A 17,935-nucleotide genomic window follows, 5' to 3' on the forward strand; every position below is an offset into this window, starting at 1 on the left:
ATAGGAATTATTACATTTGCGGAGTTTTGATCTAAAATAAAACTAAAAAACTTTTTTAAAGAACATCAAAAATAAGAAATGAAAAAACTGAGTTTAACAGAGGATTGGACAGCCACAATAATTGGTGGATTAGTCATAGTATTAGGTATTATTTTATATTCTTCATTCGGGTATACACTAAGTTGGCCTACATTTAAATGGAGCACTGGTGACGATTTATTGTCCAATGTTTTAACAGGTAAAAATTTTATAAACATTTTTATCATTTTTATTGTTTCTTATGTTTTATTACTATTGGCAGATCTATTACAAGGAAAACCTATGAGTTCAGCAAAAGGGTTTCCCTTACTGTTCATTCTTACTATAGTTGCCATGGTGATTGGCGGAAACTCGGTAATGAATTATTGGGGATTTGAAACCGTAATATTTTGTTTGCTTATAGGATTAGTTATCAATAACTTTATAGGTACTCCTCAGTGGATGAAAGGATGTTTATCTTCTGAAATGTATGTGAAAATAGGATTGATCTTTCTAGGCTCAACCATTATTTTTCAAGATATTATGCAGGCGGGTGCTTTGGGATTAATACAATCAGTAGTAGTAGTTTTCTCTGTATGGTATTTTTCTTTTTGGCTGTGCAAAAAATTCAATATAGATAAGGAAATGTCTATGATGCTTTCCAGTGCGGTATCCATTTGTGGAGTTTCAGCTGCTATAGCAACGGCAGGAGCAATAAAAGGAGATTCCAAAAAATTATCTTATGTAGTTTCACTAGTTTTAGTAGTTGCTGTTCCTATGATTATCATTATGCCGGCATTAGCTAAACTATTAGGATTAGGAGAAGTAATGGCCGGTGCATGGATTGGTGGAACAATTGATACTACCGGAGCAGTAGCTGCAACCGGAGCCGTTTATGGTGAAGAAGCACTTAAAATTAGTACAATAGTTAAATTTTCACAAAATGTTTTGTTAGGCATTGCTGCCTTTTTAATCGCTGTTTATTGGAGTTATACTAAAAAAGAAGGGAATGAGTTTGCTGATAAACCTAATCTAAAAGTAATTTGGGATCGATTTCCTAAATTTGTTATAGGATTTATCTTAGCTTCTTTGTTATTCTCATTTGTTATTCCAACTGAGCACTACAAACCGGTTCTTGCTGTATTGAAGAAATTTCAAGGATTATGGTTTGCCTTAGGGTTTACCTCCATAGGTTTAGAAACTAATTTTAAAACGTTAATTAATAAAGAAAACAGAAAAGCTACTTTAGTATTTTTAGGTGCACAAACTTTTAATGTTGTATTTACCTTAATTATCGCTTATTTAGTTTTTGGTATCGAATGGACTAAAATATAAAACAATTACTTTATTATTTTTATTTTGGGAGAGATTAGCAAATAGTTAACTCTCCCATTATTTTTATAAATGTTTTTATTGGAAATAAAATTACATTTTAATTTAGTAGAGAAAGGTAATTGACCCGTTGGTTTTTCATATATTAAAATAAACTTTTCCCTTCATAAAGATTATATATTTCCATAATCTCTTTTAGAATCTTTTTGAAATTAATTTTCATGTCAATTAATTTTCCGGATCGTATGTCGAAAATCCAGCCATGAACCTTTAGATTACTTTCTATAATAGCTTTTTGTACAGCAGCGGTTTTAATTAAATTAATGCATTGTTCTTCCACATTCAATTCAATAAGCCGATTGTATTTTTCCTCTGAATCGCTAATTAAATTTAATTCATCTTTATGAATTCTATAAACGTCCCTGATATTTCGCAACCACGGATTTAAAAGTCCCAGGTCTTTAGCCTCCATAGCCTCTTTAACTCCGCCACAATAATAATGTCCACAAACAATAATTTGTTTAACTTTTAAATGATCGATAGCATAAGTTATTACAGATTGAACATTAAAATCTGTGCTAATAACCATATTGGCTAAATTTCTATGGACAAAGACTTCTCCGGGCTTAGCTCCAAGTAATTCTTCTGTTGCTACCCTACTATCAGAACAGCCAATATAAAGAACTTCAGGATTCTGTCCTTCTGATAGCTTATGGAAATACTCCTTATCGATAGATAACTTTTCTGCTATCCATGTTTCATTATGGGCAAATATTTTTTCAAAATTCATGTATGGATTAATATAGTAGTAAAAAAATAATGAACAAAAATTAGAAAGAAATCATTTATATCATAATTCCTTTGTTTCCTTTATATACGCTATATTTTCCAGAACCTAAGAAGAAAAGCGCTAATGAGGTTAATAAATAAAATAGGTTAAGCTCAACTTTTAAACCTCCGGTTTGCGATAGTGAAAAACCTTCCATCCCATGCACCAAATAAAAAGTCATAAGCATAGTAAATGCTACTAAAAGGGATGAAATCCTTGTAAAAACCCCTAATAAGATACAAATAGGAGCAAATACTTCCCCTAAAGGAACACCAAGCCAGAGATATTCAGGCAAATTTTTTGAAGTAAGCATTCCTTTTATAAAATCGTGTCCATGATATAATTTTGATATTCCATGGAAGACCATTAATCCGCCTATTGAAACACGTAATAGGAGTTTTCCAAGATCAGAATTCAATTCTTTAGCCATAATTATAATGTAAATTTGATCAAAAATAAATTTTTTATTTCATAAATTCTGTATCTTTTGTAAATAAAATCAAATTTATTATAGTTAAAAATGTATTACAATAAGTTTTACGATAAACGTAATTAAGTGGTATAAAATGTATTTTACTAGAAAAAAATAAAGCTTGAATAAGCGATACTTTTACCATATTGTGTATTTATATTAGTCGTAATCAGATATGAAAAGATAATATTATAGAAATAAAAACAAACATTGAAAAACTATAAATACAAAAAAGCCCTGTAAAAACAGGGCTTTTTTGTAAATATATTTTATAAAATTTAAATTTAAAAAGGTTTAATATCAAATACTATTGATTCTAATACTTGAATTACGGCTGCGGTAGTATCCAAAGAAGTAAAACAAGCTACACTGTTTTCAACTGCATTTCGTCGAATTAAAAAGCCGTCTTCTTGAGCCGTACCGTCATTAGAAAGTGTATTAATAACAAATTGAGCTTTTCCTTGTTGCATAATTTTAACAATATTGTTGTCTTCACTTTCAATTTTGTTAATTTCAACAACAGGAATGTTATAGTCGCGGAAATACTTGGCAGTTCCTTCGGTGGCCATAATTGTATAACCTATATCATAGAATCTCTTCGCTAATGGGAGAGCCTCGGCTTTATCCTTGTCTGCTACTGTGAATATGGCATTACCTAAAATAGGTATATTGATTTGACCCGCTCTTAAAGCTTTATAAAGAGCTCTTTCATAAGTGGTATCTTTTCCAATAACCTCACCGGTCGATTTCATTTCAGGGCCTAACGTAATGTCTACAGAACGTAATTTAGCAAATGAAAAAACAGGGGCTTTAATGTATATATTACGAGGTTCCGAATAACAATCCATAGCATACCCTTGCTCTTTCAAAGATTGGCCTAAAACAGCTTTTGTTGCTATTTTTGCTAAAGGAATACCGGTTACTTTGCTCATGAATGGAATGGTTCGGCTGGAACGCGGATTAACTTCCAGAACGTATATTTTTCCGCTCATTAATACAAACTGTATATTCATTAATCCAATGATTTTAAATCCTCTGGCTAATGCTTGAGTTTGTCTAATAATTTCTTCTTTTTCTTCTTTTGTTAAAGTTTGGGAAGGATATACAGCAATGGAATCTCCGGAATGAACTCCGGCTTTTTCAATGTGTTCCATAATTCCGGGAACAAAAACATTTTCGCCATCGGAAATTGCATCCACTTCAATTTCTTTTCCAATTAAATATTTATCAATTAGAATAGGTTGTTTCTCATGAACATTGATCGCTTCTTTCATATATCTTTCCAATTCAGAATCTTGATAAACAATTTGCATGGCTCTTCCTCCTAAAACATAAGAAGGACGAATAACAACCGGATATCCAATGGAATTAGCTACATGTAAGGCCTCTTTTAATGTAAACACCGTATCGCCTTTAGGACGAGCGATATTTAATTCGTTTAATTGTTCTTCGAATTTTTTACGATCTTCAGCTCTATCTATATCTTCCAGCGTAGTACCCAATATTTTTGCTCCGGCATCTATGGCAGCTTGAGCCAAGTTAATGGCTGTTTGACCACCAAATTGAACTAAAACACCGTCCGGTTTTTCTAAATCTATAATAGAAGTGATGGATTCTCTGGTTAGAGGTTCAAAATAAAGTTTATCAGAAATGCTGAAATCTGTAGAAACGGTTTCCGGATTGCTGTTGATGATAATAGCTTCATATCCTGATTCTTTAAGGGCTAAAACACTGTGTACGGTAGCATAATCAAATTCCACCCCTTGTCCGATTCGTATAGGTCCGGAACCTAATACAATCACTTTTTTCTTATCAGAACGTACCGATTCATTTTCAATACCGTAAGTACTGTAAAAATATGGGGTTGTGGATATAAATTCAGCAGCACACGTATCGACCATTTTATACACCGGAATAATAGAATTTTCCTTTCTCAAAGAATACACTTGCTTTTCTTCCATGTTCCATAATTGGGCAATTTCCCAATCAGAAAATCCGTATTTTTTGGCTTTTGCTAAAACCTCAATATCTTTTGGTTTTTCTTTAACTTCTTTTTCAATATTGATAATATGTAATATTTTAGCCAGGAAGAATAGGTCTATCTTGGTTATTTCATGTATTTTTTGAATACTTACACCGTTACGTAAAGCTTCGGCAATTAAAAACAGACGTTCATCATCGGCATTTTTAAGTCTCTTTTCCAAAGTCGAAGGATCATACGGCGTCATATCATTTTTAGTTAAATGCAAACAACCTATTTCCAAAGATTGTACAGCCTTTAACAAAGATTCTTCAATTGAAGTTCCTATAGCCATAACTTCACCGGTAGCTTTCATCTGGGTTCCTAAATGCCTGTTGGCACTTTGAAATTTATCAAAAGGCCATCGGGGGATTTTGGCAACAACATAATCCAGCGAAGGTTCAAAACAAGCATAAGTAGTATTAGTTACCGGATTTTTCATTTCGTCCAGAGTTAATCCTACCGCAATTTTAGCCGCTAATTTTGCAATCGGATATCCAGTAGCTTTAGAGGCCAATGCTGATGAACGGCTAACTCTTGGGTTTACTTCGATGACTATATAATCTCTACTAGAAGGATCTAAAGCAAATTGAACATTACACCCTCCTTCAATTTTTAAAGCGCGGATTATTTTTAATGCAGAATTTCTAAGTAATTGATATTCTTGATCTGCTAAAGTTTGACTTGGAGCGAAAACAATGGAATCTCCGGTATGTATTCCAACCGGATCAAAATTTTCCATATTACAAACTACTATGGCATTGTCATTGGCATCCCTCATTACTTCATACTCAATTTCCTTATATCCGGCAATACTTTTCTCTATAAGACATTGATGAACCGGACTGTATTTTAATCCAGAATCAGTAATTTCCCTTAGTTCGGTTTCATTTTCCGCTATTCCACCTCCGGTGCCTCCCAGAGTAAAAGCAGGTCTAACAATTATCGGATAACCAATTTGATTAGCGAATTCCACCGATGACTCCACGTCATTAACAATTATACTTTCTGCAATAGGCTCATTAATGTTTTCCATTAATTGTTTGAACAAATCTCTATCTTCGGCCTGCTCAATGGAGGATAATTTGGTTCCGATGATTTCAACATCATATTGGGCTAAAGTACCTGCTTTAGCTAATTCTACGGCAAGATTGAGTCCGGTCTGTCCTCCCAAAGAAGGTAACAACGCATCGGGACGCTCTAATGCAATAATTTGTTGAAGAAAATCTAATGTTAACGGTTCCATGTATACCTTATCGGCAATTTCTTTATCGGTCATGATCGTTGCAGGATTCGAGTTAACAAGAACAACTTTGTATCCTTCTTCCTTAAGAGCCAGACAAGCCTGGGTTCCCGCATAATCGAATTCGGCAGCTTGTCCGATAATGATAGGTCCTGAACCTATTACAAGAATTTTATTTATATCTGTGCGTTTTGGCATGTTGTTTTTTAATTTTTAGTTTGAAGTAATGACTTCAGTTTATATGAATTTTTACTAATTCTTTTACATTAATCCTTTTTAACCTAGTAATAATTCGATAGTGCTTAACTATTCGGATATAAAGAATTTTATTATTTATTTTTAAATTCTTCTACCATAGACATAAAGCGGTTAAATAAATATTCGTTATCATGAGGCCCCGGACTGGATTCGGGATGGTATTGGACAGTAAATGCCCAATTCTTTTTATCCTGTAATCCTTCTATAGTTCCGTCATTTAAAGCTCGATGCGTTACTTCTAAAGTTGTGTTTTGTAAAGATTCTTCATCAACTACATATCCGTGATTTTGAGAAGTGATATACACTCTGTTAGTGGCAAGTTCTTTTACCGGATGATTTGCACCTCTGTGTCCGAATAACATCTTAAAAGTTTTAGCTCCATGTGCAAGGGCATATAATTGGTGACCTAAGCAAATTCCGAATATCGGGGCTTTTCCGCTCAATTCTTTTATAGTGTTTATAGATTCGGTTAATTCTTCCGGATTACCGGGACCATTGGAGAGCATAATTCCATCGGGGTTTAATTCTAATATAGAGCTTGAATCTGTATTATAAGGTACTACCACTACATCACAATTTCGTAAGCATAATTCTTTTAAAATGCTTTTTTTCATTCCATAATCTATCAATACAATTCTGTGTCCTTCTGCTGGAGCACTATAGGCTCTTGGTGTAGAAACTTCGGGAACATGATGTCCTAACTTGGTCTCTTGTAGAGATTTAATTACTTCATCAATGTTTTCATTTTCATCACAGAATTTACCTTTCATGCTGCCTTTGGTTCGTATGGTTTTTACCAAGGCGCGGGTATCAATACCGCTTAAACCGGGAATATTTTGTTTTTTCAAAAAAGAATCGATGTTCATTTGGCTTTTCCAGTGAGATTCTGTTTCAGCGTATTCATGAACGATAATTCCACCTACAAAAGAATTAAGGGATTCAAAATCGCTGGAATTAATTCCATAATTCCCAATTAATGGATAGGTGAAAACAATAATTTGTTTGTGGAAGGAAGGATCTGATAAGGTTTCTTGGTAACCCGTCATTCCTGTGGTAAAAACAACTTCACCGATTGTGAATTGGTCACTCCCAAAGCCTTCGCCATTAAATACTAATCCGTTTTCTAATACTAATTTTCTTTTCAAGGGTTGTTAATTTATTATAGTGGTTTGAATATGGTTATGAATTAAAAACATAGTTAAGCACAGCAATTCTGGCAAAAACTCCATTCGTCATCTGCGTAAATATTCTTGATTTTGAAGATTCGATAAGATCCTCATCAATCTCAACATTACGGTTAATAGGTGCCGGATGCATAATGATTGCCGAGGATTTCATTTTATCGGCTCTCTGTTTTGTTAATCCATATAATTCTAAAAAATTTTTTTCGTCATATTGTTTCGCATGTCTTTCGTTTTGATTCCTTAATAACATCACAACGTCTGCATCTTGTATTACTGAATCAAGAGAAGCATAGGTTCCCATAGTCATGCTGGAATCTCTCCAAAATTCCGGAGTCGCAAATGTTATAGAAGATCCCAGTCTTTTTAAAATTTTAGCATCTGAATGAGCTACTCTGCTATGTATCACATCGCCAACAATTACTATATTCAGATATCTAAAAGTGCCGAATTCCTCATATATGGTTACTAAATCCAATAAAGATTGGGTAGGGTGGTCTCCGCAACCATCACCGGCATTAATGATAGGCACCTCTATTTTTGTAATTAAATCATCATAAAATCTATCTTGCATATGTCTTATAACAAAACATTCAACCCCTATGGAATTTAAAGTTTTAACTGTATCATAAAGAGTTTCACCTTTTTTAACACTTGAACTTTCTGCATCAAAATATATAATTTCCATTCCTGTTTTTTTCTCAGCCATTTCAAAGCTGAGTTTGGTTCGAGTACTGTTCTCGAAAAAAAGGTTGGATATATAATGATTAGACAGATTTGGAAAAGCTTTTTTCTTTTTAAAGCTTATCGCATCATCCACTAATTCCTCAATCAAACTTAGATCAAGATTTTCTAAAGTGATAAAATGATTCATTATTTATATATTAGTTTAATTGGTTTTATAATAGTGTAATTTTTATTATTGCTTTTTAAAAATAAAAAAAAACATCTTAAATAATAAGATGTTTTAAATGAATATTTAAAAAAAATATTTCCGGTATCTTCTAAAGATGATTTCTTGCCCTGAATCTGGAATAGTAGAGGGATAAACTTTTTGTTAAAAGTAATTCTTCCTTTTTTGTTTATTGTTTTAGGTAATGATTCAGAGTTATTCAAAAGATTTAATTAGTGTGATTATACAAACTTTTTTATTAAATCGATTTTTTAAAATCCTACAAAGATAAGTTGTTTTTTTTGATTGTGCAATTTAAATTTTTATTTATTTAAAATAAATATGTTTCTAAAGCAGAATAAAAATTTATATACCTCATGTTTTAAAATTAGTTAAAAAAAATATTAAATAAGCGTTAAAAACTAAGATATTTAAAATTAACTACTTATAATTTTAAATGAGATATAATGTACATTTAATGTGTATAATGCTTACTTTCTTTGTTAATACTTTGTTACATTTGCAGGTTAAAAAACATACATTATAATTGATTAGATAATATATTGTTAACATCATTTTTATTCTTTGCAGATAAATAATAGATCATTGTTTATTATAGAAGATAAATTAAGCCCTAAATAATTTTTTAAAATATATTACTATGATGAATTGATGTATGGCTAAAATTCTATTTAATTCATCTATTTAATTCAATAGAATTGTAACTGTATAAAAAACTAAATTATATGAAAAGAAAAGCTAATTATGGATCAATTACTTATTATTCATTTTTATTTTATTTTGTAATACCCGTGCTTTTGATGGGACAAAGTCCCGGTGGGTTTGATAGCAATGTAGAGTTATGGTTAAAAGCAGACCGGCCTCAAGAAGGGGGAGTCGGCTCATTGGAGGATAATCAAACGGTGGATTTATGGAAGGATGTATCCGGTAATGGAAGAGATCATAAGAAATTTAATAATTTATTGCCGGTCTATAAAAAAACAGGGGATTTAATGAATTTTCAACCGTCTATTTATTTTGCGCCAAGATCAAGAGCCTTTCTAGCAGGGCCGGATTTGAAAATATCTGCAAATAAAGCGTATTATGTATTTTATGTATCAAAATTAGAAAAAACAACAGGGATATCTTACGTTTATACATTAAATGCCGGAAAATATAATTATTCGGGATGGTATTCGGGAATCCCATATTTTACTACAGCGGCCGGAACTTATAGAAGTAAAATCAGTCAAGGCAAAAATTATGGTATAGTCGGAATAATTCGTCCAAACAGTACAACTTTAACCCAGATGCTTTATTTCAACTCTATTCCCGAAAACACTTTAAGATCTTATTCTATAAGGCTGGGAGACGGACAGAGTTTGGTTGGAGCTTCAACTACAGCACCTGCAAATTCGTTTGAAGGTGATATACAAGAGATAATTGTATTATCTGCCCCTCAAAATACCTATTTAACAGATATGGATTTACAAAAAGTTCATTCTTACTTATCCGTTAAATATGGTATTTCTTTAGAGTCAGCTGATGAGATATCATTTCCAAATTATGTTAATTCAAAAGGTGAAAAAATTTGGGACGGAGAAAATTTTATGTCTTATCAAAATCATGTGTTTGGTTTAGGAAGAGATGATCAATACGGTTTATATCAAAAACAATCTACTAACTATGATTTATCAACTTTAACCGCTTATGTCGGAGATGAATTAATAGAATTAAATGATAACAATAATGGAATTCTAGACAATAACACTTTTTTAATGTTTGGATCTAATGATGAGATTGGTGTAGAACGGTATGAACATTTGCAAGGAGAAAAATATGCTAACAGCACATTGAGTGAAGATATATTTTTTAAATTAAAAAGAACCTTAAAAACGAAGGTAACAGGAACTAAAAGTCTAACTGTCAACATGAAATTAAATGTTGATGCTAAATATGTTATAGTTAGTTCTGTAGAAACGTTTGATCCGTCAAAAACTCGTATTTATCCTGTTAATGAAGGAATCGTTAAAGGAGTTGAAATAGAGAATGATGATTACGTTTCATTTACCAGTGAACGACCTAACCCGGGAGGTGTAAATTTACTAACAGAACTTTGGTTACGAGCTGATGATATACCAAGCACTGAAAGAGATAGTACTGAAATTAGTACTTGGCAAGATATTTCAGTATACAAACGGGACCACTCGGTCATTGCTGATGCTAAAGAGTTTAAAGGACCAATTATTCGTAATCAAAATGGATTAATGAATTATCATTCACATTTGCAATTTACTAATACCGGTCAGTCAAATTCTACAATTCCGGTATTAACTGCACCAAGTTTTTTTAGTTCAGATAAATCTTACTACATATTCTATGTATCTGAAATAAATACAAGCGGATTATCGGTATTATATGCTTTAAACAGTAATTATAGTAATACCAATAATGATAATAACCAAGGATGGTATTTTGGAAATCCCGCATTAACCAATGGGTATAATCCGTCTAATACTGTTCAAATGCATTCCAATAGTATAAATAAAACGTATGGAGTGGTAGCAGTGGAGCGAACCAATGATAAATATGTTGAACAAAGAATCATATTCAATGGTATTTCCAATTTATTTTACGGATATGCTATGGAAAATAAAATTCCGGCGATAAGTCTTATCGGAGCTCGACAACTCTATACTAAAACTTTAAATAATTTCAATCCTTTTGTAGGTAATGTTCAGGAAATAATTGTTCTTTCTGGAAATAAAGGAACACCCATAGATTCCAAAGACTTTAATAGAATTAATTCTTATTTAGCGATTAAATATGGAATTACATTACATAGTGAATCTGAACCGGATTATTATGACTCTTATGGGAACAAAGTTTGGGATGGTAAAATAAATGCAGGATTTAATCATGATATTTTTGGTATAGCCAGAGATGATAGTTCTGATTTATATCAAAAGCAATCTGTAAGTTACGATAGAGACCTTATGACCATTTTTGTTGGTAATGAGATCGCAGATATGAATAAGTTAGGTAACGGAACCTTGAAAAACAAAGATTATTTGATGTTAGGTTCTAATGGATTAGAAGATTATTTACTAGATTATAATTATCTTGAAGGCACTGCTTATGCGAACGGTAAATTGCCATTTAGAATCGATTACAGAAATCAGGTGACTTTAAAAGCACAGACATCAGGATCCGATTCCTATGTAGTAAATATACAACCAAGTTTGACGGCAAAGATTTTGTTAGTTTCACCTGATGGAAAATTTGAGCCCAAAAACACCAGATTTTATCTAGTAGAAAATAAAGTTGCCAGAAATGTTGAAATTAATGATGGAGATTATATAAGTTATGCTTTATACGGATTTGCTCCGGGGGGAGTATTGAATGGATTAAGATTGTGGTTAAAAGCAGATGACAAGAAGAGTTTAGTCTTTGATGGTGAAAGCTCTAAATTATTGATTTGGAAAGACCAAACCGTTAATGAAAACGATTATCATTTTTCATTAGTGGATAATAACTTTAAAATGGAGCCGGTGTATGATTCATGTAATAGTAAAATGAATTTCTTTCCAAGCATATATTTTAGTCAAAATTCCGCACTTGCTATAAAGAAGGGGCCTATGAGTACTAATGCGCCGGAACATACCACTTCTTTCATCATTTATAATAGCTTCGCGTCTCCATCAACAGTTAGAACCTATACCCACGGCTTTGGTGGAGTGGATCCAGTTACGGTGAAAACCAGACACCCGGCGGTAGGTTTCAATCCTAATTATGGAACAGGAAGAATAGCAACTTCCATAGCTATAACTCAAGGTACAGTAAAAGGATTTGAATTTGGAGCTACAGCCTTGCATATGACCAGGCTTAGTAAAGCTTATAAAGGTATAGATCCGAAATTTCCTTTAATCGAACATGATTTTGGAGGTATTGTTGATACATTATCCAGGCCGGAAACTAACTTTGGTTCGGATTTCTTAATGGCTAGTGGAGGAACTATAGGTGCAGCGAGTTTAAATTCCGGGCTTTTTGATGGATTAATTTCCGAATTGTTTTTTTATGAAAGAAAGTTAAGTAAGAATGAAAAAGTTCGTATACAAACCTATTTAGCAATGAAATATGCTATTACTTTGTATACAACTAAGTATATAAATACGGGTACGGAAATAGTAAAATTACAAAAACAACCGACTGATTACATATTATCAGACATTAAAACTAAAGTTTGGAAAGGATCAACACAGCCTTATTCTGACTATCATAGAAATATTGCCGGGTTAGTACGTGATGATAATTCAAATATATTTGTTAATAAAGCTCGATCTACTGACGTACAATCAATTGTGACTATTCAAGCCGGTGAAAGTACCGAATGTGGACAAGGTAAAAAGTCTGTTTTAAAAAATGATCTAAGTGGATTATTTTGGGGAAATAACGGAGATACGGGAACTACAGATTTAAGTGAGCTTTCACAATCTATTTGTGGAGGATTAGACAGAAGAATGAATCGAATATGGTTAGTAAATAAAACCAATTTAGATGAACAATCGGTTATTATTTCAGCTGATGAATCTGCAGATGAATTCGTTTTTAATCAGAATTATAGAGTTTATTTATTAATAGCCAATTCAGATGATGATATTAAAAATGAAAATTGGGCTTATACTATACCCGGCGAATGGGTAGATAACAAAGTTCAATTTAATTATAAATTTACAGAAGATACTACCTATTTTACCTTTGGGGCTGTTAAGTCAGATGGAGTTTGTACAAATTGCAGTTTCAGCGGATATAAAACCATTGATCTACCTCAAATTTGGAAGGGAGCGGCAAATAATGGTCAGCTAGATAAAACGGTTGATTTAGGAGATGATTTCTCTGCCAATATTAATATTTCAGATCCGGGCAAAGTTCTACGATATAAATACCCGAGAAGAAGTGGTAAAACCTTGCAATTTTACCGATATGGAAATTTTGATAAAGATAAAGAACCTATCACTACTACCATTTCATTTACTGGAGGAGCTGCTGCTGCAATGTTTGAAATATTTGATATTGATACCCAGGCGTACAGATCAGATGAAATTAATGTTTACGGAATTTGCGGAGGAGGAATTGTTAAACCAAAGCTTATACACGTAGCACCTAAAAAGAAAAGTTCTTATACTATTGATAAGAATATAGCAACAGCAAAAGCTACGGGTGGTTATAGATCTTCAGGATATACCGCTGCCAGAGGAAAAGTTTTAGTAGATTTTTCCGTAGCTGTCGAGAAGATAGTTATTGAATATAAAGTTCATTATAATAGACGTCCTGCGACGGGATCACAAATGATAGGTATTGGGGCTATAAAGCTATATTGTCCAAAACCGGTGGAAGTTAATGAGGATGGTCTTGCTTTTACACTTAAAGTTGCTGAATCCACCCTTACCTGTGAAGAAGTGCCTTTTATATTTAAAATCATGAATACCAATTGCGAATCCAAATTAATAGATTTGACAGACCAACTACCGCAAGGTATGCAATGGGTGAAAGAATCTTTAAATGTTGAAGACGGAGATTTTACTACTGAAACTAAAGAATATGGAGACAGTGATTTGCTTTCTATAAAAGGAATAAAAGTTCCCGGTGGAACTACAACTATTATTACGGCTAGAGCAAAATTTACAGAAGATAAAACAGCATCCTATTTTACAAGGGCTTCTATACAATATTTAAATCGTAATGATGAAAATGTAACTTATGAAAGTTGTGATGTTATAGATGGTTGTGGTAATACCACTGTAAATGCTGTTGCAGCAGGTTTACCAAGTCCGGTTATAATAAGCGATCTTAGAGTGGATAAAACTTGTATTGCAGAAGATGATGCCATTTTAGTTACAATGGATATAAATAATCCTAATTCTTTATTGGATAATGTAACCTTAAATGCATCATTTAGTGAAGGATTTAAATATGTAAAAGGAAGTTTAAAAACTTCTTTTAAAATGACGGACGGTACAATTAACACAGAAGATATTGAAGATAATGAGTTCGAAATAGAAGACTTTAGTTTACCGAATGGAAATCATACGTTAAGCTTTAAAATTAAAGCGCCTGAAATTTTGCCTAATAATTTTACGGAAATGGAAATAAATATAGATATGACGACATCTTCCGAAATTGATTGTGCTTCTATTGATATAGACGGTAATAACTTTGTTTTGGTTTCATTCTGTACACCTGTTCCATTTTGTACATTAGATCCTAACCTGGAACCTTCAACTGAAGTTTCTAAAATAGGAATTACCACTCTTGAAAAAGAGTTGAAAGGGTGGCCTTTTAATACATACAATGGATTTATAGTTTTGGAATCAAAAAATAAAGGTTTTGTAATTACAAGAACAAGTTCTGATTTAATTCCTCAGGAAAAACTAGTTGAAGGAATGGTTATATATGATACTACAGATAAATGTATTAAATTGTATAACGGTGAGGAATGGCATTGTATAGAAAGAACTTGTCCTCAATAATTTTTTGACGAGCAAAATTGAAAATAACTCAAAAAATGAAAAATGATATGAAAAATAAAATATTGATCTTATTTATATTGCTCCTAACAGTAACTTCAAATGCGCAAGTTGCTATTGGTAAAAAGAAAGTGGATAAAGGTGGGATTTTAGATTTTAGTCAAGGGACTACTAAAGGTATACTATTGCCAATCGTTGAAATGTTACCGGAGAATGCGGTTGATGGAACTTTTCTAATGGATAAAGAAGATGCGGTAGTTAAAGTGAAAGTAAATGAAAGTTGGATGGATTTATCCGGAACGGGCAGTGTTTCCAATGTAGAGTTTAATAATTCTGTTGAAAAAGGAAATGGGGTTGTTATTGGAGATTATACGAGTTCAACACCCGAAGGAGTATTAGTCTTAGAGGCGGCCGATAAAGCTTTAATTTTACCAAAAATTTCCGATCCTCATTTAAATGTAAAAAGTCCACATCCGGGAATGATTTGTTATGATACAGCAAGTCAATGTATAGCGATTTTTGATGGTTTACAATGGAATTATTGGAAGTAAAAGAAAATTTTAGTGGATATATGCTAAATAAATTTAAATATGATTAGAATTAAATTTTTTTCATTCTCTAGATTTCTTATTTGAATAGATGAATAAATCTTTTACTAATCCTTATAATGGATAAATTCAATAGATAAAAAAGGGTAAATTAATTTACCCTTTTTTATATCATATAATTGATAAAAAATTGTAACTTTTATTATATAATGCTAAAAATATTAATTAATTCAACAAGATGTTAAATTGTAAATAATTTAAATTTTTTCAAATTAAGAATTTATAAATGTAAATATTAATTTAAGTTAATATTTATTTACGTAACAGGAATAAAAAATGAAAATATTGCTAAATTTATTTATACAAAATGTGAATTAAAATATTTTTTATGTTTGATCATATATTATAACTGAAAAGAATTATATTAGTAGAAATAATGATTATAATATTGTTAAATTAAATTATTTGTTTTAATTAGTATAAAAAAAAATAATATTTTTCATTTTATAAATAACAAAAAATTAATAGAAAATATAATAAATAATTAATGAGAAAATTATTAGCGCCATTTATAAAGATTTCAAGTTTTTACATAATAGTTGGTTTAATCTTAAGAATTGTTCTTCTCTTTTCACCTGTTACTGATTCAAATTTTTCATTTATTGATTATTTAAAAATATTTTCTGTTGGTTTACTTAATGATTTTTGTGTATCAATTTTAATTTTTGTTTTTTTTTGGATCCATCTAATCTTCATTACCGATTCAAAATTTAAATCACCTTTTAAATACATTATATTATGTCTTTTTTTGATTTTAATTGGTTATTTGTTTCTTTTCAAAACGGTTTTTGATGATTATGGAAGTGCTGTTCCTAAAATAATAAAAACATTTGTACTAATAAAAGCTTCATCATATATAATATTGCTGTTGATCCCTAAAATAAGGCAAACATGGCGTTATTGCATATACTTTTTTATTTTCTTTTTATACATTTTTTTAATTAATTTCAATGTAATCAGTGAATTTTTATTCTGGAATGAATTCGGGGTAAGATATAATTTTATAGCTGTTGACTATTTAATATATACCAATGAGGTAATCGGGAATATTTTAGAATCCTATCCTATTATTCCCATGTTTTCTGCATTAATAGTAATCTCAGTATTGATTACCATATTTTATCTCAAAAAATCCAAAAATTATTTTGAAGATTTACCTAATTTTAAAACAAAATTAATAAACAGTATAGTTTATATAGTACTATTTATCGGTGCGATTTTTCTTTTAAAAGTAAATGAAAAGTATGAAAATTCAGATAATGCCTTTGTAAATGAATTACAAGCAAATGGATTAGTTCGATTTTGTAATGCATATAGCGACAGTTCCTTAAATTATGATAAATTTTATGCAAAATTGCCCTTACAAAAAGCATTTTCACTAATTAATAAAATTTATGATAATCAATGGTCTGCAAATAAAAATACCAAAATCATAAAGGATACTCTTCCGGAACTTCATAAAAATGTTATTCTTGTAACCATAGAAAGTATGAGTGCCGCTTTTCTAAAGGAATTTGGAAATACTCAAAATTTGACACCTAACTTAGATAAGTTGGCAAAAGAAGGACTTTTTTTTACTGATATGTATGCTACCGGTAATAGAACCGTTAGAGGTTTAGAATCTGTCACCCTATGTATCCCGCCATCACCCGGTGAAAGTTTAATAAAAAGAAATAACAATGATCATATGTTTTCTACGGGGTATTTATTCAAACGTAGAGGATATACCGTTCAATATTTTTATGGTGGATATGGATATTTTGATAATATGAATACTTTTTTTGAAGGAAATGGGTATAATATTATAGATAGAAGTTCTTTTAAAAAAGATGAAATAACTTTTGCTAATATATGGGGAGTTTGTGACGAAGATATGTTTATGAAAGCCATCCATGTGTTTGATGAAAATAGTAAACATAAGTCTCCCTTTTTCGGACATATTATGACAGTAAGTAATCATAGGCCATTTACCTATCCCTCAGGGAAAATAGATATATCTAATACCAGTAAATCCAGAGAAGGAGGAGTAAAATATACGGATTATGCTATTGGTAGATTTATCGAAGAAGCAAAAAAACGTCCTTGGTTCCCTAATACAGTATTCGTGTTTGTAGCAGATCACTGTGCCTCAAGTGCCGGTAAAGAAGATATTCCTTTGGATAAATACAAAATACCTGCAATTATATATTCTCCGGGATTTATAAAACCGGAAAAGTTTTCTAAACTGGTATCCCAAATTGATCTTATGCCTACACTTTTTGGTAAATTACATTTTTCCTATTCATCACGTTTTTATGGGCAAGATGTATTTGACTCTTCTTATCAACCACGGGCATTAATTGCAACCTATCAGAAATTAGGATATTTAAAAGATAATAAATTAATTGTTTTATCACCCAACCAAAAAATTGAACAATATAATGTGATAGAAGGAACTCAAATGAAAAAATCAAAATCCATTGATACTTCTATAGCTGATGAAGCAATAGCGAATTATCAGACATGTTTCTATTTTTTGGAAAACAATAAATTGCGGGTTGAAAATAAATAAACAA

The 17,935-nt window shown here is 31.4% G+C and carries 9 protein-coding genes; 4 read left to right on the plus strand and 5 right to left on the minus strand.

Annotation, left to right across the window (positions count from 1 at the left end):
• The first annotated feature begins 78 nt into the window (after positions 1-78).
• A complete protein-coding gene (locus GFV00_RS06645) occupies positions 79-1,353 on the plus strand; it encodes a YeiH family protein (protein WP_160542476.1) in 1,275 nt (424 codons plus the stop codon).
• A 142-nt stretch (positions 1,354-1,495) separates the two neighbouring features.
• Here the strand turns inward: GFV00_RS06645 and GFV00_RS06650 are convergent, their stop codons facing one another.
• The 5 genes from GFV00_RS06650 to GFV00_RS06670 form a co-directional block, all read right to left on the minus strand.
• Entirely contained in the window at positions 1,496-2,140 is a 645-nt protein-coding gene (locus GFV00_RS06650) for a carbonic anhydrase (protein WP_160557564.1), read from the minus strand.
• 55 nt (positions 2,141-2,195) lie between these two features.
• Positions 2,196-2,609 (minus strand): DoxX family protein, encoded by a 414-nt coding sequence (locus tag GFV00_RS06655; protein WP_185116728.1) that lies wholly within the window; start codon positions 2,607-2,609, stop codon positions 2,196-2,198.
• A gap of 326 nt (positions 2,610-2,935) precedes the next feature.
• Entirely contained in the window at positions 2,936-6,112 is a 3,177-nt protein-coding gene (gene carB, locus GFV00_RS06660; RefSeq protein ID WP_160557563.1) for a carbamoyl-phosphate synthase large subunit, read from the minus strand.
• 131 nt (positions 6,113-6,243) lie between these two features.
• Complete coding sequence (locus GFV00_RS06665) at positions 6,244-7,317, minus strand: carbamoyl phosphate synthase small subunit (protein WP_160557562.1); 1,074 nt, start codon at positions 7,315-7,317, stop codon at positions 6,244-6,246.
• Positions 7,318-7,351: 34 nt separating this feature from the next.
• Positions 7,352-8,227: an aspartate carbamoyltransferase catalytic subunit gene (locus GFV00_RS06670; RefSeq protein WP_160557561.1), complete on the minus strand. Its 876-nt coding sequence runs from the start codon at positions 8,225-8,227 to the stop codon at positions 7,352-7,354.
• Positions 8,228-8,991: 764 nt separating this feature from the next.
• Here GFV00_RS06670 and GFV00_RS06675 point away from each other — a divergent pair.
• The 3 genes from GFV00_RS06675 (at position 8,992) to GFV00_RS06685 (ending at position 17,931) form a co-directional block, all read left to right on the plus strand.
• The gene (locus GFV00_RS06675; protein WP_160557560.1) at positions 8,992-14,775 is read left to right on the plus strand and encodes a hypothetical protein; all 5,784 of its coding nucleotides are present in this window, start codon (positions 8,992-8,994) and stop codon (positions 14,773-14,775) included.
• 47 nt (positions 14,776-14,822) lie between these two features.
• Positions 14,823-15,323, plus strand: a complete 501-nt coding sequence (locus GFV00_RS06680; RefSeq protein ID WP_160557559.1) for a hypothetical protein — start codon at positions 14,823-14,825, stop codon at positions 15,321-15,323.
• 823 nt (positions 15,324-16,146) lie between these two features.
• Entirely contained in the window at positions 16,147-17,931 is a 1,785-nt protein-coding gene (locus GFV00_RS06685; protein ID WP_255448827.1) for an LTA synthase family protein, read from the plus strand.
• The last annotated feature ends 4 nt before the right edge of the window (positions 17,932-17,935 follow it).

Source organism: Apibacter sp. B3935, from assembly GCF_009827705.1.
GTDB lineage: Bacteria > Bacteroidota > Bacteroidia > Flavobacteriales > Weeksellaceae > Apibacter.

Bases quoted from the DNA above. Each gene is read 5' to 3' on its own strand.
- GFV00_RS06650 (WP_160557564.1), bottom strand. From the start codon at position 2,140: ATGAATTTTGAAAAAATATTTGCCCATAATGAAACATGGATAGCAGAA.
- GFV00_RS06645 (WP_160542476.1), top strand. From the start codon at position 79: ATGAAAAAACTGAGTTTAACAGAGGATTGGACAGCCACAATAATTGGT.
- GFV00_RS06675 (WP_160557560.1), top strand. From the start codon at position 8,992: ATGAAAAGAAAAGCTAATTATGGATCAATTACTTATTATTCATTTTTA.
- GFV00_RS06655 (WP_185116728.1), bottom strand. From the start codon at position 2,609: ATGGCTAAAGAATTGAATTCTGATCTTGGAAAACTCCTATTACGTGTT.
- GFV00_RS06670 (WP_160557561.1), bottom strand. From the start codon at position 8,227: ATGAATCATTTTATCACTTTAGAAAATCTTGATCTAAGTTTGATTGAG.
- carB (WP_160557563.1), bottom strand. From the start codon at position 6,112: ATGCCAAAACGCACAGATATAAATAAAATTCTTGTAATAGGTTCAGGA.
- GFV00_RS06680 (WP_160557559.1), top strand. From the start codon at position 14,823: ATGAAAAATAAAATATTGATCTTATTTATATTGCTCCTAACAGTAACT.